General features: G+C 64.4%; 8 protein-coding genes and 1 pseudogene. 1 reads left to right on the plus strand and 8 read right to left on the minus strand.

Annotated elements, in window-relative coordinates; genetic code table 11:
• The 6 genes and pseudogenes from FMP39_RS14825 to apbC form a co-directional block, all read right to left on the minus strand.
• Positions 1–420 (minus strand): annotated as a pseudogene (locus FMP39_RS14825) (hypothetical protein); the annotation flags it as partial.
• A gap of 4 nt (positions 421–424) precedes the next feature.
• A complete protein-coding gene (locus FMP39_RS14830) occupies positions 425–1,201 on the minus strand; it encodes an enoyl-CoA hydratase-related protein (protein ID WP_140798526.1) in 777 nt (258 codons plus the stop codon).
• Positions 1,202–1,240: 39 nt separating this feature from the next.
• Positions 1,241–2,089, minus strand: coding sequence for a 3-hydroxyacyl-CoA dehydrogenase family protein (locus FMP39_RS14835; protein ID WP_140862915.1), 849 nt, complete (start codon positions 2,087–2,089; stop codon positions 1,241–1,243).
• A 76-nt stretch (positions 2,090–2,165) separates the two neighbouring features.
• Complete coding sequence (locus tag FMP39_RS14840; protein ID WP_141590593.1) at positions 2,166–2,609, minus strand: hypothetical protein; 444 nt, start codon at positions 2,607–2,609, stop codon at positions 2,166–2,168.
• 2 nt (positions 2,610–2,611) lie between these two features.
• Positions 2,612–3,112: a hypothetical protein gene (locus FMP39_RS14845; protein ID WP_141590595.1), complete on the minus strand. Its 501-nt coding sequence runs from the start codon at positions 3,110–3,112 to the stop codon at positions 2,612–2,614.
• 16 nt (positions 3,113–3,128) lie between these two features.
• Complete coding sequence (apbC, locus tag FMP39_RS14850; RefSeq protein ID WP_011553815.1) at positions 3,129–4,214, minus strand: iron-sulfur cluster carrier protein ApbC; 1,086 nt, start codon at positions 4,212–4,214, stop codon at positions 3,129–3,131.
• 663 nt (positions 4,215–4,877) lie between these two features.
• Between apbC and FMP39_RS14855 the strand changes: the two genes are divergently transcribed.
• Complete coding sequence (locus FMP39_RS14855) at positions 4,878–5,129, plus strand: transposase (RefSeq protein ID WP_141590597.1); 252 nt, start codon at positions 4,878–4,880, stop codon at positions 5,127–5,129.
• A gap of 230 nt (positions 5,130–5,359) precedes the next feature.
• On the opposite strand, the gene FMP39_RS14860 is transcribed toward FMP39_RS14855, so the two are convergent.
• Positions 5,360–5,650, minus strand: a complete 291-nt coding sequence (locus FMP39_RS14860) for a hypothetical protein (protein ID WP_141590599.1) — start codon at positions 5,648–5,650, stop codon at positions 5,360–5,362.
• Entirely contained in the window at positions 5,647–19,491 is a 13,845-nt protein-coding gene (locus tag FMP39_RS14865) for an RHS repeat-associated core domain-containing protein (protein ID WP_141590601.1), read from the minus strand. Before FMP39_RS14865 ends, FMP39_RS14860 begins: the two co-directional genes overlap by 4 nt.
• Between the last annotated feature and the right edge of the window lie 119 nt (positions 19,492–19,610).

Raw genomic sequence — 19,610 nt, forward strand, 5'->3', positions numbered from 1 at the left:
CCCCGAACCGTCCCGCCCCCACAGCCCCGCGCCTTCGGCCAACACTCCGAAGCGCGCTGCGTCAGGAAACGCATACACCCGTGCCCCGGCGAGCATCCGGAAGGCCGTCCGTCCCAGCCGGAGCTGAGGCTCCAGGAACGGCGACACCACCAGCGTGGGCCCTGGCACGTCCAGCGGCGGCAGGGCCCACGGGTGGATGGGCCAGGACAGCACCCAACCCTCCTGGGCACCCGGCCCCCACTCGTAGCGGACGTCGGGGATGAGCGGCTCCAGGAAGCAGCCTGTGTAGAGGCACAGCGAGCGCTTCCAGGACACCAGCACGGGGGCTCGCTCGTCGTCGCCCTCACCTTCGTCCGAAGCCTGGGCCGGCGCGGCGGCCAGGAGACACGCCAGCAGTCCCCCGGCCGCGAGCCCCTTCACCGCGCTACTTCCCGGTGAAGGTCGCGGGGCGCTTCTCCAGGAAGGCCTTCATGCCTTCGCGCTGGTCCTCGGAGCCGAACAGGTCGCCGAAGGCCTTGCGCTCGATGTCGTTCGCCGCGCGCAGGTCCTGGTCGGCGCCGGCCTCGATGACCTGCTTGGCCTTGGAGATGGCCAGCGGGCTGTTCTTGAGAATCTTCTCCGCCACGGCGCGGCAGTGCGCGAGCAGGCCGTCCGCGGGGAGGACCTCCAGCACCATGCCAATCTCCTTGGCCTTCGCCGCGTCGATGCGGTCGCCGGTGAAGATGAGTTCCTTGGCGCGGGCGCGGCCCACCACGCGGGTGAGGCGCTGGGTGCCGCCGAAGCCGGGGATGACGCCCAGGCCGACTTCCGGCAGGCCGAGCTTGGCCTTCTCGGAGGCGTAGATGAAGTCACAGGCCAGGGCCAGCTCGGAGCCGCCGCCGAGCGCGAAGCCATTCACGGCCGCGATGGTCGGAATGGGCAGCGCCTCCAGCGCGGCCATGACCCGGTGCCCCAGGGCGCCGAACTCCTGGGCCTGCGCGTCGGTGAGCGCGGCCATCTCCGCGATGTCCGCGCCCGCGACGAAGGCCTTCTCGCCGCCGCCGGTGACGATGAGGACGCGCACGTCCGCGGGAAGGGACTTCAGCGCGGACTCGAGCTCCTGCAGCGTCTTCGTATTGAGGGCGTTGAGCGCCTTGGGGCGGTCGATGAAGAGGGTCGCGATGGCGCCCTCCTGCTCCAGCCGGATGTTCTCGTAGGCCATGTTCGAGGCTCCTGGGGTGGAAGTGGGTAACCGCGGGGCTCAGTACTTGTAGAAGCCGCGGCCGTTCTTCTTGCCGTACCAGCCGGCTTCCACGTACTGCCGCAGCAGGGGGCTGGGGCGGTACTTGGGGTCGCCCAGGCCCTTGTGGAGCACCTCGGCGATGTAGAGCACGGTGTCCAGGCCGATGAAGTCCGCCAACTGCAACGGGCCCATGGGCTGGTTGGTGCCCAGCTTCATCGCGGTGTCGATGTCCTCGACGGAGCCCAGGCCCTCCATGACGGCGAAGCAGGCCTCGTTGAGCATGGGGATGAGGATGCGGTTGACGATGAAGCCCGGGTAGTCCTTGGAGACCACCGTCGTCTTGCCCATCTTCTCCGCGAGGGCCCGCGTGGTGGCGTACGTCTCATCGGACGTGGCGGCGCCGCGGATGATCTCCACGAGCTGCATCACCGGCACCGGGTTCATGAAGTGCATGCCGATGACGGACTCGGGGCGCTTGGTATACGCGGCGATCCGGGTGATGGGGATGGACGACGTGTTGGTGGCGAGCACGCCGCCCGGGCGCACGATTTCGTCCAGGTCCAGGAAGATGCCGCGCTTGAGGCCCTCGCTCTCCGTCACGGCCTCGACGGCGAAGTCCACGTCCTTGGCGTCGGTGACCTTCGTCACGGTGACGAGGTTGGCCTCGGCGGCCTGCTGCTTTGCCGCGTCGAGCTTGCCCTTCTCCACCAGCTTCTTCAGGCCGGCGCGGATGCGGTCGGCGCCCTTGGCGAGCCCCGCCTCGGAGACGTCCGCCAGCGTGACGCGAAGGCCCGCGACGAGTGCTACCTGCGCGATGCCCGCGCCCATCTGCCCTGCCCCGACGACGACAATGTGTTCCGTTGCCATGGCGTGTACGCACCTCTTGGGTCGGAAAGTGTGAAGAACGTTGTGCGGGCGGCCTTAGCCCACGCCCCCAGGTCGGTCAACGAACTGCGGCGGGCAACTGGAGCTGCCGGACGATGTACTGCCCTTCGCCGACGACGAGCTCCGTCTCCAAGCGCACACGGGTGTCGCTGCCCTCACGTTTCACGAAGAGCGCCGCGTCCCAGGTGCCCTCGGGCAGGTCCACCTTGTACGTGAGCTCAGGCGGTGGTCCCGAGGGGAAGAACCGCTCCTCGCGCTTGATGAGCTGGCCTTCCGGGTCGGAGATCTGCAGGTCCACGGCGCGCACGGAGGCCCAGCCCGGGCCCGCGAGCTGGAAGGCGACGTCGCGCTCGGGGGTGCCTGTCACCTGCCACAAGTAGAGTCCCAGGGCGACGAGCAGGAGCAGCGGCAGCCGCTTGGCCAGCGCGCTCTTCCGTTCGTTCGGGCGCGGAGGCGGCGCGGCACTCGAGGGGGACTCAGCGGGAGGGGGCGTGTCCGCCACCGTTACTCCTTCTTGGTGCGCTTCGCGCTGGGGCGCTTCGCGTTGAGCTCGGAGATGACCACGCTGGGCGTGGCGGACCGGCGGGACTTGGTGGGGGCTTCCGACTCGGAGGGCTTCTCCTCCTTCTCGGGAGGCACCAGGCGGATCTGCGCCTTGATCTCCACCGTCATGCCGGACATGAGCTTGAGGAACTCGTCGCGCAGCTTCTCGGACTGGAGGAAGCGGCGGAGCTCCTCGGTGACGGCGCGCGTCACCTCGTCCTTGGTCTTCTCGGCCTGACCGAGGATGAAGCCCAGGGCTTCCTTGGGGAGCTTGAGCTGGCCCGCGAGGTTGCGGATGCCCTCTTCCGTCATGAAGAGGGCACCCAGGCCGGCCACGGCCATGCGGCGGACGAACTCCGGAACGAAGCCCGCGGGCCCGTTGGAGCCACTGGAGCGGTCCTGCCGTTCGTCTTCGTCGAGCAGCGGATCGGGCGGGAAGTCGTCGTTGCCGGCCGGGGCCATGATGTCTCCTCGATAGTTAGCGGGCCTGCATCACCGGCAGCGGAACGCTCTTGATGCTCTGGGCAGACACGCGCCCTGCGACGTTCCGCGCGACTTCCTGGAAGGCCTTCGCCTCCGGGCTGTCCTTGGCCCCCACGACCACCGGAACGCCGGAGTCTCCAGACTCCCGCACCTTCAGGTCCAGCGGGATTTCACCGAGGAATGGAATCCCGAACATCTGCGCGGCCTTGCGGCCGCCGCCGTGGTTGAAGATGGCCGTGGTGTGCGAGCAGTTCGGGCAGACGAACTGGCTCATGTTCTCCACGATGCCGAGCACGGGGATGTGGACCTTGTCGAACATCTGCTTGGCGCGAACCACGTCCGCGAGCGCCACGTCCTGCGGCGTCGTGACGAGCACGGCGCCCGCGGCCCGGACGGACTGGGACAGCGTGAGGGCCACGTCGCCGGTGCCGGGCGGCAGGTCGAGGACGAGGTAGTCGAGCTCGCCCCAGTTCACGTCCCGGACGAGCTGCATCAGCGCGCCGTGGAGCATGGGGCCGCGCCAGATGAGCGCCTGGTCGGCCTCCACGAGGAAGCCGATGGACATGACCTTGAGGCCGTGGGCCTCGAGCGGGTTGAGCGACTTGCCGTCCGGGCTGACGGGGCGCTTGTCGCCCAGGCCGGTCATCAGGGGGACGGAGGGGCCGTAGAAGTCCGCGTCGAGCAGGCCCACCTTGGCGCCGTGCTGGGCCAGGGCCGTGGCGAGGTTGAGGGCGACGGTGGACTTGCCCACCCCGCCCTTCCCCGCGCCGACGAGGATGATGTTCTTCACCTGGGGGAGCAGCGCGCCAGCGGGCATGCCCCCGCCGGCCGGGCGGACCCGGGCGCCCCACTCGATGTCGAAGGACTTGAGGCCGGGGACGGCCTTGAGGGCGGCCTCGGAGTCGGCCTGGATCTTCCCCTTCATGGGGCAGGCAGGCGTGGTGAGCTCGATCTTGAGTTTCGCGGTGTCCCCACTGACGTGGATGTCCTTCACCATTCCCGCCTTCACGAGATCGATGTGAAGCTCGGGATCCATCACCTTCGACATCGCAGCGAGGATGTCGGCCTGGGTAACGCTCATCAGGACACCTGAAACCTTTGGAAAACGGGCGGTTGTCAGCCGCCAACGGGCGCGGAATCTGCCAGCCCAGGGGGGGCTGTCAACGTCGTTTAACGGGGCTGTACGCCCAGCGCACCCTGTAGGTCCCAAGGACGGCCGGTGAGTGTCGGCCCGCTGAACGGGCCTATCAGGAGCGCTGGTGTGGGCCCCGCTCACCATCACGCTTCGGTGGCGTAGAGGCCATTGGCTGTGCGCCTGCACGGGGACATTCAGCGGGCTTTCTTCGCTCGTTGAAAGCCCATCACGACCATCCAAGTAGCCCATGTAGTCGTCGTCCCTCTATCCGGCCATTCGCTCGTCCATGGGAGCACGTACCTCGTAGTGGTGCTCCAGATCCTCAACCAGCAACCTCGTCGCAAACATGGCCGTATCGGATCTGACCCGCCCGACTCACTCCTCCTGCCCAACTCCTGAACAGTTCGCTTGTCGCGGCGCCGCCGCACACGGTCCTCGTGCGTCTGCAACCGATCACGCCACGTCATTGACCGGACGGTTACCCCTGAACTGCTCGCTCGTCGCGGCGCTCGCCGAACACGGTTCTCGTCCGTCATCAAGCCTCCCGGAACGACGTCCACCGGACGGTTACTCTTCGTCAGCACTCGCAAGTCCACCGATGCCGAAGCCATGGCGACCTTCGTGCGTGCGCACTGGGAGGTGGAAAATGGGCTGCACCAGCGTCTGGACGTCGTGCTGCATGAGGACGCCACGCGCATCCACAATGGCCCGGGCGCTCAGAACCTCGCCGTGGTACGCCGTGCTGCCCTTGCCGTCCTGAAGGCTGACACCTCGTTCAATGCCAGCCCGCCCAGGCGCGTGCGACAGGCTGGTCACGACGACACCTACCGCACCCACCTCCTCACCCTCGTCATTTCATAGGCCTATCGTGCGGGCACCCTGCCTGCCAGGGGGAGACCATCTCGGTTGGTTTCACCGAGGAGTTTCCCTCTTTCTCCCTCGTCCCTCATCACCATCTACACACTTATAGGGACACGACCGGTGAAGAGCCGTCCCTACCGCGACCGTCGCTAACGGGAGTGCGCTCCACGTGAGCCCCTGCATGAATTCGACACATTTTCAATGACAAATAGATAGACAGCATGACGCATTCACTCCCTACGAAGATAAACAAGGCGCCCCACCACAACAACAGACTCCCAAGGTCCGGAGTCCACAACACTGCTCAACCACACGCTCTCGCCGGAAGTCTGGAGAGCCTCCAGCTCAAATACTATATCGTCGACAGCTTCCGACACATCCTCATTGGAGCGCTCTAAGATCACTCTCAGTTCAACCCCCCCCTCGCGCCTCACGAACGATACTGCGCGGATTTCCGGAACAATATTTCCAAGCATTGCCTGAACAACACACAGAGCCTCAATGTCATCGCGATCGTTCATCGCTTCGGCCTCACTACGGGAGACGTCGGAACAACACTTGGGCTTTTCTGTCCCTTTATCAAAAACACATTCGTCGCCTGGTCGACAAAACCCTTTAGGGGATTATTGTTGTACCCTGTAACCCCATCATACTGCACCCTGAGGTGTCCTTGCGAGGTCACTTCGAGAATAGTTGCCTCGCCCGAATGAACAGCGTCAAGCACCTTCTGTGCATCTTTAGCGCTCTTCATGTATCCACCACCGCCCTCGCGGCGCTCAAGCCACTCCTTCCGCCCCTCCACATGTCTGTATTGTTTCTGGCCAACCTTTGTTCCAATTGAGCGCCTAGCAGCCTCCACATTCAATCCTTCAGGAAGCAGGGCCAAGGGCAGCTTCCCTTCCGGAAGCAGGGCGGGCATTGGGGCTGGCGAAACCCCAGCGACAACAGGCGCTGGCTGTGTGGCTGGCGTAATAGGCCGCTCCCATACCCCGGGAGAAACCTCAGCAAGATCAATCAATACCTTCGCATGCGGATTCACGGGCGTCATGTTTGACGCTTCAGGTGGCAGCACCTCCGCTATCGGCATCTGAGGTCGTCCCCGCCTCAAACTGCCTAGTCCCCCGCCAAGCATGCCACCCGCAATGTCCCCAGCAAGGCCAACACATGACTCCGCATCACCGTTAGCGCAATGACGTCCCTCATTGACAGCGCCATCTGCCGCCTCAACGGTAAACTGGCCAGAGGTATGCAGGCCGCCAGCGAGCGCGGTCATGCAGGCCGTGCCTCCCGTAACAACACAGGCAAACGATATTGCAGTTGCTACAGCCGCACGCCTTTGGAATGTGCCATTAAGGCGGTGCCCAGTAGCCACGTCCTCTGCGATGGTCTCAGGCATGCACTCCGGCCCACCGAGTCGCTCGCGGTTGTAGCATTGCTCCGCAAAAATCGAACCGATGGTATCGGAACTCGACTGCCTCCCGTCTGGGTCCGTATACCGGAGCGGATTGCCATTTGCATACAGCCAAGGCTGCAGGCCCGTAGGTGTCGCCAGGTACGCCGTCGCACTCACCGGGTCCTCAGACAAGAAGCGTCCCGTCGACGAGTCGTACCATCGCTGCTGGGCGTACGTCAGGCCCACCTCGGCGTCCCAGGCATGTCCGGTGTACCCGATGCTAGGTTGGGTTGACGTCGGCCCATTCCCGTCGCGGTAGTTGCCCCACGCGTCATACCGATTGGTCGTCAGCGTGCCATCGGACGCAAGACGGCCCACTGCGCTGCCGAGCCCGTCATGGAGGATGCGCTCGCCTCCCGTCGCCACAACCAACCCGGCCGCGCGCTGGTAGAGCACCGCCCCGGTACCCGGCAGACTCTCTTCGACCAGCGTCCCCCCGCTCCACAGGTATTCTGTGGTCGCGTCACCTGCCTTCCGGGAACGCCGCAGACCCGCGTAGTCATACTGATACTTCACCTGATGCAGTTCTTGGCCCTGCGTTTCTTCCACCTCGAGCAGGCGCCCAGCAGCGTCGAAGTGCGTCAGTCGCGTGAAGTCTCCACGCCTTTCGCTGACAACGCGCCCTGCACTGTTCGTTTGGTACTGGGCCACCGTAATGTCTGGCGTCGGCTCTCCAGTCTCCGGTGCCGCGACCTTCTTTTTGACTGTGACCAGCCCGCCAATCTGAGGATCGTACTCATAGGTGAGGTGCTGTTGTGGAACCGTCAAAATGGCGAAACCGTCAGGACCTAGCCCTCCCGTGTACTCAGTGGCAAGCTTCTCGGCCTTCCGAGATCCGTCACGACTAAGTTGGTAGAGAACGGACTCGCCCCCCGGATAACGGACGCCGGTCAGTCGGTCTGCAGTGTCGTAGCCATAATGTGTCGTCTCGACTGTCCCCGTGCCATGTCTGTGCACGCTCTCAGAGAGCCTATTGTCCCGATCGTCGTAGGTGTAGACAAGGCGAAGCAACGGCGAGGCGATTGGAGTTGTGCAATTCTCTGGATCAGTCGCATGTGTCACTGATTTAATTCTGCCGCGCACATCATGGCAGTATGACTGCGTGAGCGCTGAGTCTCCCAGGGTCGACAGTCGTTCTCCACCAGCCTCCCAGCCCACTCCAAGGGCCCGGCCATCAGCCAGAGTCACCGTGTCCAGGCGTTGAAGTTCATCGACGCTGTACTGAACAATTCCCGCAGGGGACTGCAGGGACTGCAGCGCGCTGCTGTTGTGATAACTGTAAGTTATCGAACTCGCACCATCGCTGTTCGTCCAGAGCCGATCGCGTGAATCGTAAGTTAGATTGTAAGCGATTGCTCCGCTGCCACGGCGTTCGATCGCCTGTCGCAACTGATCAATGCCGTTAAAGACATAGTCGACGGATTCGATATCTTTAAATGTTCGCAGCGATCCTGAAGCGGTGCTTTGAGGAGGACCTGGCTTGAATACTTCGCGAACAGTTCGGCCGCGCCCATCGAGAACCCGCTCGACTCGCTCGCCCAGCGAATTCAGTACTTCAGCATTCCCGTTCAGCCAAAAAGTGCTCCAAGTAGACGTTCCGCGAGTTCGCGACCGCTCACGTCCGAGTGAGTCATACTTGAAGGTTGAAGAAGGCGTGACGGATCCAGTCGGAGGATTGATGCCGGCGAGTCGACCGAAGGCGTCATAGGCATACTCGAACGAGCCTATGTCGGAATTTGAGATCTGGAGCAATTCCTCGTTTGGCCCATGACTGTAATTCCATATGCTTGTTTCGGACTGCGAATCGGCTGCATGCCAGATCTGGGTAACATTTCCGGCATTGTCATGTGCGACATAGCGGGTGCTCCGGAAGTCGTCGTCACGCCCATATTTCTCAGTTTCGAGCAACCCTCGGGCATTGAATGCTAGCATCTGGACGCGCTGGTCTGGAGTCGTAGTGGATTTGGGCAGGCCATCCGCATAGTAGGTGTATGAGGTGATTTCCGGGCCAAAGAGCATATCCTTGACCCGTCCGCTTGACTCGTACGTCCACGTTCGTGCGGCAACATTGGCATCAAAGCCGAAGGGAACCTCCCACAGCAATTTCCCGTCGGCATAGAAGTCCCATTGGTCCGTGCCGCCGCCCTGGGTGCGCTGAACAGCGTTACCGAGGCTGTCAAATCGTGTTGTTACAGTCCTGCCTCCCAGGTCCGTCGTTCCCCAAATCCACGAATCAACGACGGTAGACTGTCGGGGAAGCCACTGCGTGCTCGTCTCGTACCGGTATTCGCGACCCTGTGAAGACCACGCTTCAACTTCATTTCGTGTGCGGCCACGGTCATCAACACCACTTGCCGCTTCCCGAGACACCTCAAACAGGGACTGGCCTTCCGCTGACTCGTGTCGCTTTACCCAGGTTCCGTCGTACCACGTACGAACAGTACGCGGCTCGTAATCCCCTTGTGCCCAAAGCTCCTCTTCCACCAACCCGCGGGCGTTTCGAGTTTGGGTGACGATGGTGTCATGAGGGGCACGCTCCCTCTCTAGTCCACCACCGAGGTACTCGTAGTTCCACTCAGCCAGCACGCCAGCGGGGCTGCTTGGGGCCAACGCTTGGGTGCGACGCTCCAGTCGCCCCAGCGCGTCGTAGTACATTTGCAACTCAGCGTTGCTCTGCGGCCCGACTTGCCTGCGAATGCGGCCTTGCTCGTCATGAAAATACTCAACCGTGCCAGTGGAGGGGACACTGGCCTTCAGGAGGTTGCCAGCCGAGTCATACTCCCACGTTGTCTCTCGGCTGAACGTCGACGGATCGGTGTACTTGACCTGCCTACCGAGCGCGTCATGGCTCCATGAATGAACGGCCAGTTGTCCGTCCACGGTCTCCTGCATTGTTCGAGCACGTCCGAGTGTGTCGAGAGTGTACGTCCTGACTTCCTGCCTATTCGAATCCTCGTCCCTGCCGTTCAGGTTTCTGGTCACGACAAGCGTCGTCGTCCCCGCAGACGAGTCGCTGTAGGCGCGCGTCTCTAGCAGGGTTCTCGTTCCATGAACGGACTGAACTGTACGCTCGTGCCGCGTCATTCGTCCCATGACGTCGGCATATTCATACGTGTCGCGGAGGCCTGTCTCGTGGTCTTCCCGGAGCGTTACCCTCCCCGCCGCATCGTACTCGGTTTGTGAATTGATGCCGCCATGGCTATCTGCATGGCTGGCAACCCTTCGTTCGCGGCCAAGCGCGTCCACGGTTGACTCAAGAATATGGGGCCTTGGGATGGACCCGTCCTTGAGTGAGCCAAATGTCCGCTCGACTACGGCGCCTGGTGCGTTCAGGACGACTGTTTCGACATCGGCGAATGAGCAATGTCCTGAACAGCCGGGGTCATTGAGTTTCGATTCATACTCCCAGCGAACCGCGCGCCCCAGTGCGTCGTACCCGATACGCGTCCGCAGCCCGTTGCTATCGGTTTTCTCAATAACCTTGCCGTCTTCATCGAGCGAATAGGTATAGGCAGAGACCGTTTCGACCTTCTCTCCGGTCAATCGTCCTGCTGAGTCATAGACGAGCTCATGGAGTTTCCCGCGTTCGTCCCGGAACGAGCGCAGCTGAGTCCCCACGTATCCCGTGTAGTGTACCGTCGCCGGCTGGTTGTCCCGTCCGTAGTGAACGGTTTCTTCGCGCTTGAGCCCTTCCTGGGTCACTGTTTTCCGAATCTGCGTACGGCCCCAGTGTCCAAGGGGAAGCGACTCCGTGACGGTCAGTTCATCGTCACCAAGCTCGTATGCGTAACTCCACTCCTGAGGTGGCTGCCCTGCAACGGTTCGCGTAAGCGCTCGCCCGACCGCGTCATAGACCACATCCACCTGGGCCCCGGTGGTCTCATTGAACTCTGAGATCCGGTTACCAAGTCCGTCGTAGGTGTAGGCGACGGTGTACTGGAGCAATCCCCCAGTAGGCGTCTCGGTACCGTGAGCCGGGTGCGTCACTGTCACGAGCGTGGGGAGTCCTAGCGGCTGGGTGTCGTGCCCCGAGTAGGTCACCGTGTTCCCCGCCGAGTCCGTTCCTTCGATGATGACGCCGTCTGGGTCAGGGAACTGGGAGGCGGTGAATGCGATCCCAAAGGGTGTATCACTGATGGTGACGCCCATCGGATCACCCGCATCCGACAGTGGCGTGGTTACAGCGGCTTGTTGAGTGCCACCCTTGAGCACAGACATGCTCGTTACGCGTCCAGTGACCTCGTGCCGGGATTGGACGGACCAGAGTTCGGTCGAGCTGCCTACACCTGGCACTGGGATGCTGTTCGGAGGCGACTGTTCGAGCAGCTTGCGATCGAGCTGCATCCGGCTGTTGTGGTCGTTCCGGATACTCCGCCCGGAGGGAGACACCGAGACGTCCATCTGCACAGGGCCGCCCCGAGCATCACTGCCCCACGCCATCGTGCTGGGTCCCAAATCAGGGACGCGCACTTCGTTCGTGTTCCCATAGGCATTGAGTTGAAGTGTGACTTCAACACCATCCGGCCGGTGGATCTTTCGCATCGAGGAATCAGGCGCCACGATGCGCCAGCCCGGGCTGGGCATCCCCGTCCCATGGACCGACGTCACTACTTCGTGCAAATCCACATGCGCATAGGCGCCTTGCGCTGCTGCACGGCCGTACGTCGCTTGCCACTGGATTTTGCGGTCGCCCCCCATTGGCGGGCTCAAAAGGTACTTTGCCGTCTTGAGTTCATTTGAAGCAAGCCACAGCTTGTGCCCAGACAGTCCGGCAGGGAGTGGAAGGTACGTATACTCCCACGACTGCGTTGCATTCGAGTTCGTCCCTGGCGTTGCGCTGGGAAGCGGAGTGGACGTCCTCGTGACGCGAGTCAGGTTTCCGCGTGTGTCGTGCCCGAAATCCAGGCTGTGCAAGACATTCTGGCCAGAGACAAGGACCAGTTCTACCGACTTCAGCAGCTTGAATCCTTGGTTTCGCGATAGGTTTTTCAGCCGGTAGGCGATGGCGGGATTCGCAACGTCAATCGCATCGTAGTCGAACTCAAGACGTAGCTTTCCGGGCGAACGCTCCACGGTATCCAGGAGCGTGTCCTCCGCGCGATAGGCCAGCTTCGTCCACCCCTCGTCGCCCACTCGACCCCGACCGTCATGGAACCTGTCGAGCAGCCAGCGTCGCCGCGTCTTCGTGGAGGAGCCACGCGCCAACGTTCCAAACTCGTAGACAAACCCATCAGGGGTCTTCACCTCCACGACGTTCAGGTCACCTCGCTTCACCAGCTTCACGTCCAAGCCATGTGAACGGTCGGTGGCGCAATCCGCCGCGGTGGCTGCCTCTTCGTCAATGGCACCGCACAACGGAACGTCATACGCCTGTCCCGCGAGTACGACGGTATAACGTCCGATCTTCTCCTCTTGGACATAGCCCTCGTAGCTGTGCGTCCACCCCACTCCCGAGGGCCCCACTCGACTGCTCTGGTTGTTGTAGGTGCGCGCGAAGCGGACCACCTCGGCCATTTGCGGGACGGTGAAGTCCTCATGCTCGAAAGAGAGGTGCCCGTCGGCCACGTTGATGCCCTGAATGGTCGCTTGCCCCGGAGCTCGGGCATTGGCCCCCTCAAAACTGCCTCGAGGCCGCCCCAGCCTCTGGACGAGGTGACGAGGCTCGGGAAGCTCAATCTCCTGAACCAGGTAGAACCGCTTTCCTGCCTCAATGGCACCTGGCATGGAGACCATGTTCGCGGGAATTGGAAGCTGGAAGAACCGGGCCGCGTTGAGCCCCACCTCGTCGAGTTGTTCGAGCTTCTGCTGCGTTGTCCCTGCTTCGCCAACGACTCGATAGGCGCCGTTGCCGAGCAACTCCACATCCGCCTGCTTGAGAAGAGTGTCCGCTGCGCAGTTCTCGGACGTGCACACCTTCACCCGCCCTCGGTGGATGACGCCCGGGTCAAGGGCGAAGCGAGCAACGGCGGGCGTCGAAACGGGCCGGTCGGTCACTGTCTGACCTTGAGCATCGACTTCTACGGACCGCTCAGCCGTAAAGGAACTGCCGGCCTTCAGCAGGTCGATGCGCGGAGACACGCCCATCAAGTTGAAGCGATAGAGGACGTTCTCGGCGTTTCCGCTGAGATACAACTCCATGTACAGGATGTCATTCGCCGCGAGGACGTCGTCGATGAACTCGTTGTCACACGAGCCCACCAACGCGCCGTCGTCGAAGCTGACATCACACTCCACGCCATATTGGTCGCTACCGAAGCGCACCACATAGTCGCCAGTCAGCGTCCCGGCACGCCCGGGATCGTCGGGCTCCAAGAGGGTCGCGAGGAACTGGTAAGCAAGGTCGTCGAGCGCTGCCTCCGTGGATTCGCCACTTCCCACGTCGCGTTGGCCGACGCTGTTCTGGGCCACGACTCGGGGATTCGTCAGGTCGAGCACGCGGAATTCGTGCTCGCGATCGCGGTCGTAGCGCAGGACCCGGAAGCCATCTGGGTCCATGCTGGAATAGACGTTCTTCAGCCCGAGCGCTCGCGTAGGCATCCCAGGCAGGTCAGCATCCGCCGACTCAGCAAAGTCGGGCGGACTCGAATTGCGCTCACTCGGAGCAAGAACTCCATCGCCGTCCAGGTCTCGAGGAAACACCTGATGCCCAACGACGTGGAGGTAGAAGTTGGCGCGCGGCAGACTGCTCACGGTCATCTGCTGACCGCCAGTTCCTATGATTCGCATCGCGGCCTGGAGCGCGCCGGAGCCTCGGCCCGGCACCACCGCGAACTGCGTCACCTCCGGCTGCTCCATAGCGGAGTCCGTGACGCGCACCACCCGCCCCGCCAGAGGCGGAACGCCCGCGGGAACATCCTGGAGGTCCTGGCTGCGAAGGCACGCGGCCTGTTTTGTCGCGGAGGCCGCCGCGCCTGGCCCGTACTCCGAGCACGTTTCGAGCAGCACGCCCGAGATACCGACATCCCGCAGGACGTTCGGCGTGCAGTTCGGATTGGCCCCACCGTCCGGTCCGCTGCCTGCCCCGCATTGCGACACGCCGCCGTCCACACGGTCCGGGGGCAGCCCCACATCGATGGGCGACGTCCGCACACCGCCGTCTTCACTTCGCCACTCGACCGGAGCCATCGTCCGAACACGCCAGTGGGTGTCCAGGTGCACGTAGTTGTCACGCGTCGTGGCGGCGCCGCCATGACGGACGAGCGTCGGCGGCTGGTCATGCTGAATGCCCCCTGCCTCGGCACTGCGCCAGATGCGCACGTCGATTTCCGGAGGGAAGAGGTACACCGGCGCATCAATGCCGAGCTGCGCCACCGAACAGCGTGATAGCTGCACCGCCTGGCCGAACTCCACGACCTTCAGCGGCCCCAGCTCATCGTCCAGTGCGCAGCGTCCAGTTTCATCCAACTGCTTCTTGGAGATGGGCGGAACAGGCAGCCGCGTCATTCCGGTGTGGCCCGTCGCATGGTTGACCGCGACGACGACCAGCGGCTCGCCGGCGGTCAACCGCAGGAAGTTGGTGTGATTGTCACGGCACTCCGTCTCATAGAAGGCGCGGTCGGCCTCGCTCAGGTGTCCGGGCGCAGGCGCACTTGGGTCGTAGACGAGGGCGGGGTTGAGTTCCCGGCAGCGCTCCCGGATGACTCGCTTGAAGGGCGTGGTGGGCCCCATACGAACTCTCGCATAACGACCTTGCGGATCGCGCTGTCCCTGCGGTGCCGGCGCGCACTCGTTGTCGGGCACGCCCACCGTGAACTGGGCAATGGGGCGCGTCAGGTCATCCCCACGGAAGAAGTGGACCTCCGTCTGTGAAATGTCCGCATTGGCAATGGAGACATATTCCCCCGCATCCGGGCTGTACTCGCTGGAGGCGTTTGCCTCGCAGTCGTGACGCAGCGGCCGGCCTTCTCGGTCCACGAAGTGCAACGCTCCGTGGAGCAGCCGGGCATCCACGAGCAGATCCGCGCGGACCTGGCTTCCTGAGCTGACCGTAAAGGTAGGTGAGCAGGTCGGGTAGCTCGCGGAAACCATGGACTGAACGACGGGGGCGCCCGTCGCCGTGTCACGCCCGAGCACGGGCCTGGCACCGAGCGGCACATCCGCACAAGCAATGCCCATTGAGGCGCCAGCGGGGACCGACACAGGAATGGCGAACTCCCCCGTAGCGCCCGTCACCCCACTCATCGTCGGACCGGGCCCCGTGACGGTGACGCGCATGCCCGGGAAGCGAACCACGGAGTGCATCTCCTCCGTGCCCGCAGTGGCCTGTTCATCCAGTTTGAAGACGAGCCGATACGGAGCTCCCCCAGTGCCGCCATCGCCTGCTGCTCCTGCATCGGGCGCGGTTCCCACCTCCGGATCCACCGGAACCGTCTCAACCTGGAGGATGTAGGTCCGCAGCTCGCTCCCAGTGCGTCCGCGCAAGAAGATGGTGGTGGTTCCGCGCGACAGTTCGACATTGCCAGTCAGTGTGACTTCCGTCTGATCCTCAGCCTGGCTGCTCGCGGCCCAGACCTCTCCTGCCGGCGGAGCGATCTCGGAACCATTCGCCGCCTTCGCGGAGAGCATGGCGTCGATGCGCGCCCCTGACGCCCCTGTCGCGACGCGTGTCACCTGCATTGACACGGGCATTCGGTAGGGCAAGGCCACCTGACGGGGAACGGCGATGAAACTCTGCGTGGCCTTCGACAAAGCCACGACAATCTGACGGTCCTCAGGGGCGCGGAGTGCACCGACCACCGTCGCGGGCACCTGGTTCTGGATGGACTGGTCCAGTTGCGAATAGACCTGGGTTCCTGGCGGGTACTGCGCGTGGGCTTCGCTCAAGAGCGCATCGAGCGCCTGCTTCCAGAGCGGCCCCATGGGACGTGCGGGCAACTGCCCAGGGAACAGGGTTCCCTGCATGCCACCGTCGTCCGGGGACGCCCCCTGCCCGCCCATGTTCGCCAGGGCGTCTTTCACGATGGTGTGCTGCTCGTCGGTGAGCATCATGTAGCCGATGACTTCCACCGAGCGGAGGTCCAGCGGGGTCTCCGTCCGGACGTACGCGCCGTCGGCGGATACCCGCGCCAGGCCCATGCGCGCCAGCGTGTGATTGCGCGGCTCGTGTGCGAGCACGACAGCGAAGTGCCCCGCCCCCTTCGACGTGACGTTCGGGAACTGGAGCATGAGCGGCTTCTGGACGCGAAGTCCGGCCGGCCCGATCTGCCAGACGGCGGTGGGCGTCGAATGGCTCCCCAGCTTCATCGGCAGCGTCACGGCTTCGAGCCGGGTCGCCGTCAACATTCCCTGCGTCTGGCCATTCTCGAACAGGAGTGCGTCGGCGCTGCCATCCAGGGTCAAGCCCTCGTGCCGCGACGAGAAATCCACGTGCAGCGCAGCAGTCGTATCCACGCGCACCGCGCTGTCGGTATCCACGGCCGTCAACGCGACCGGAACGTCCACCGTCTCCTCTTCCGCGGTGACGGTCAGCAGGCGCCGCACCGTCGGGAGCGGCCTCCCATCCTGGCTCGTTCCCCCCTCGTAGCGCAGAACCTGAGGTCCAGACACCGAGGTACTGAGGGACCAGTTGCCATCCGCCCCCGTGCGGACCGACTCTCCAGTGCCCTCCATGACCACGCGGGCGCCAGGAAGCGGCTGGAAGCTGTCGTCCATCACGAAGCCGCGAATCCGCGTCAGCGGACGGCGCACGGTCAGTTCGCTACGGAAGTCGTCGGCCTGCCCGGGCCCCACCGCGGCGTGGAGGTCCGACACACGGATCTCGAGCGGCTCGCTCTCGGGAAGTGGCGAGCGCGCGATGAAAGTCGCAGTCTGTCCACCCGGCGCGAGTGAATAGCCTCCAGGCAGGTCGGCGCCTCGATGGAGCACTCGGAATCCGGTACGAACCGACTCCAGCGTCGCCGCCTTGTTGAAGGACACGCTGATGAGCGCATCTGTCTTGACGTTCACCGCACCGGGTTCCGGCTGGACGCCGGTCACGACCAGCGGTTCCGTCGCGGGGTCCCGATAGAACACCGTCACGGAGTTCGTTGCGGAGAAGCCCCGGACATCCGTGGCGGTCACCGTGAGCGTGTTCTCCCCCAGGGCCAGCGGCACGTGCGCCGCATAGATTCCGGGGGACTCCTCGGCCGCCAGTCCCGTTCCGATCCGCACCTCGCTCAGCGCCGCGAAGGCGACCACGCGAGCCCGGACACGAACCGTCGCCGCCGGAGCCTCGCTTCCACTTGCGGGCTCGAGCACGGTGATGACCGGGGGCGCGTTCTCGACGTTCAGCACGACGTTGCGGTGCTTCTGGTTGCCAGCCCGGTCGCTCGCGACCACGTTCACGACGGTCTGGCCCATGGACAGCGGCACGGCCGCACTGAAGCTGCCTCCCATCACCGTGACGGGCACCCCCTGGACCGTGACTCCCGCGAGGTGCTTGTCACCCGCAATGCCCTGAATCAGGTAGGGAGACTCACTCACGGTAACAGGGCTCGCTGCAGGTCGCGTCACCTCCAGCATGGGCGCAGTCCGGTCCACGGTCACCGTGCGCGTCGTGCTCGCGGTCCGCCCGTCCGCGTCCGTGACGACGAGGGTCAGCGTGTGGTCACCTTCGGGCAGCGAAAGTGACTGGCTGAAGCTGCGCACCATCATCGTCGCGGCGACACCGTTGATCTTCACGTCGAGGGGGAGCGTGCCGCCCTCCACCTGCCCCACCACTGCCAGGCTCTCGCCACCCAGCACCGCATCGGGGGACGGCATGTCCACACGGAGCACGGGTGCGGATGAACCCGTACCCGCGTCGGTTCCGGGCGTCCCGGAGTCGACTTGAGGCTCACTGCCCGCATCCGTGCCGCTCCCGGCATCCGGCAGGGTCCCCGCGTCCGTGGAGCCCCCGTCGGGCTCCGAGACGACCCGCGTCACGTTGATGATGCGCTCCGTCTGGAGTCCGTAGCCATCCATGGCCACGACGCGAAGCGTCTGGTGTCCGGGCGTGAGCTGAACGGTTCGAACGAAGGCCCCATCCCCCGAGACAGCGGCCAGAGAACCGGCGACCACCACCGTGACGGAGTCCTCGGTGTCCTCGACGGATGCCGTGCCACGCACCGTCACCGTCCGCTCCTCGGTCTGTGTATCCGACGTAGGTTCAGTCACCGTCAGGTTCGGAGCCCTTCCATTCGCACGCACATGGATGGTGCGAGCGGCGGAGAGGTTGATGGCGTCCGTCACCAGGAGCTCCAACGTGTTGTCTCCCTGGCTCAAGGCATGGTCGACCTCGAAGGAGCCATCCGCAGTCACCTGGATGGGCGCTCCGTTCAAGGTGAGCACCACCGGCGAGGTGTCGGTCGCGGTGCCACGGACCTTGACGGACAGCCCACCGATGCGGGCCCCCGCCGAGGGGCTGGTCACGACCAGTTGGGGCGGCGTGGAGTCCCGCAACACGGTGAGCGTAGCGGTATCGGCATTGCCGGCCGCATCCATCGCAGTGACAACGAGGTGGTTGGCACCCTCGGTCAGCGCCACGGTCCGCCGCCACAGCCCATTGCCGCCACGGACCAGGTCCTGGCCGCCCACCTTCACGCTGGCGACGACATTGGCCTCTACGACGGACGCGACGAGCTCGACCTGCTCCTCCTGGGTGACGAGGCCCGCGACAGGCGACTGCACGACCAACTCCGGGGGCACGGAGTCGATGACGAAGTTCCGCTGGACCACCTCGGTGTTCCCGGCCCGGTCCACCGCCGTGACCACCAGGACGTGTGGCCCATCACCTGAAACGCTGCCGCCACTGGAGAAAGGCAGGCCATCCAGAGTGGCCGTCACCGTGTCGAGGTGCGCATCCTCCACGGTGTAGGTCAGCACCACGGGGCCACGGACGTACTGCCCCTCTGAAACGCCGGAGACCGTCACCACCGGCTTCTGGTCGTCGAGCGTCACGGCACGGCAGCTGCGCCGCACGTTGCCGCAGGCATCTCGCGCCGTCGTGACCAGGGCGTTCTGCCCCGGAGTCAGCGGCACGGAGGCACTCCACGTCCCCGACGTCAGGGTCGCGGGAACACCGTTGACCTCCACGCGGGTGACGTCGAGTCCTGCGGTGCCGCTCACCTCCCAGGGCGTGGCGGTTGCCAGCGTGCCATCCTGGGGTGACGTCAGCTCGAACATCGGCGCGAGCGTGTCGACATCCAGCACGCGGGCCTGGATGGACGAACCCTGGCCGCCGGAGAGCTCGACCTTCAGCGTATTCGCCTTCAGCAGGGGCACTTGGATGACGCGAGGGCGGAACGGCCCCGCCTCGGGGCTGAGGCGCATGACGACGCGCTCGTTCAACACCACCTGGCCAACGAGCGAGTTGCCATTCCGCGCCTCCACCACCAGGACGCCCTGAGCCCCGGGGCCTGCCCCATGGAAGCTCCGGGACACGCGCGCAGGGGCACCCCGCCCGCGCTCGACGGTCACATCGAGCAACGTGCAAGGCAACTTGGACAGGTGAGCCACGGATGCGCGGGCGGAGCTACCACCGGTGGCTCGAACCTCGAGCTGATTGCTCGCGCTCAGCCACACGGGGACGGCTTTCAAGCCCTCGCCACTGCCCGCGAAGGCGACGCGCTGCCCATCGAGAATCACCTCGGCGGTTCCCGCCGCCCCCTGCCCCAGCCCATCTCCATGCTGGAGGGCGAGCAGGCCCCATTCGCCTGCGTTCGCGGCAAACGTCGTCGCGACCGGAGTGCCCGTGGACTCAACCGGTCCCGCCACCCAGTCGGCGGAGTGCCCTTCGGGCTCCACTTCCGCGCAAACGCCCGTGGGAGCCGCGTCAGCCGCCTCGACGGCGGCGCTCAGCACCTTCGCGGCGGCTGATTCGGAGGGACGGGCCTCCTGCGTACACGCGGCAACCCAGAGCCCCAGCGCCAGAACCTGCAGCAACCGACTCATCCGACATCCCCTCTTCGCACTACGGTTCTGGGCTCGCAGACGTCGAACCAACACGGTCATCCCGTCCCCAGGCGTGGCAACGAGCCAGGCGCCCAGGGCCCGGTGTCGCGCACGCTCCG

This window comes from Myxococcus sp. AB056, from assembly GCF_006547365.1.
Classification (GTDB): domain Bacteria; phylum Myxococcota; class Myxococcia; order Myxococcales; family Myxococcaceae; genus Myxococcus; species Myxococcus virescens.

Bases quoted from the DNA above. Each gene is read 5' to 3' on its own strand.
- FMP39_RS14830 (WP_140798526.1), bottom strand. From the start codon at position 1,201: ATGGCCTACGAGAACATCCGGCTGGAGCAGGAGGGCGCCATCGCGACC.
- FMP39_RS14835 (WP_140862915.1), bottom strand. From the start codon at position 2,089: ATGGCAACGGAACACATTGTCGTCGTCGGGGCAGGGCAGATGGGCGCG.
- FMP39_RS14845 (WP_141590595.1), bottom strand. From the start codon at position 3,112: ATGGCCCCGGCCGGCAACGACGACTTCCCGCCCGATCCGCTGCTCGAC.
- apbC (WP_011553815.1), bottom strand. From the start codon at position 4,214: ATGAGCGTTACCCAGGCCGACATCCTCGCTGCGATGTCGAAGGTGATG.
- FMP39_RS14855 (WP_141590597.1), top strand. From the start codon at position 4,878: ATGGCGACCTTCGTGCGTGCGCACTGGGAGGTGGAAAATGGGCTGCAC.
- FMP39_RS14860 (WP_141590599.1), bottom strand. From the start codon at position 5,650: ATGAACGATCGCGATGACATTGAGGCTCTGTGTGTTGTTCAGGCAATG.
- FMP39_RS14865 (WP_141590601.1), bottom strand. From the start codon at position 19,491: ATGAGTCGGTTGCTGCAGGTTCTGGCGCTGGGGCTCTGGGTTGCCGCG.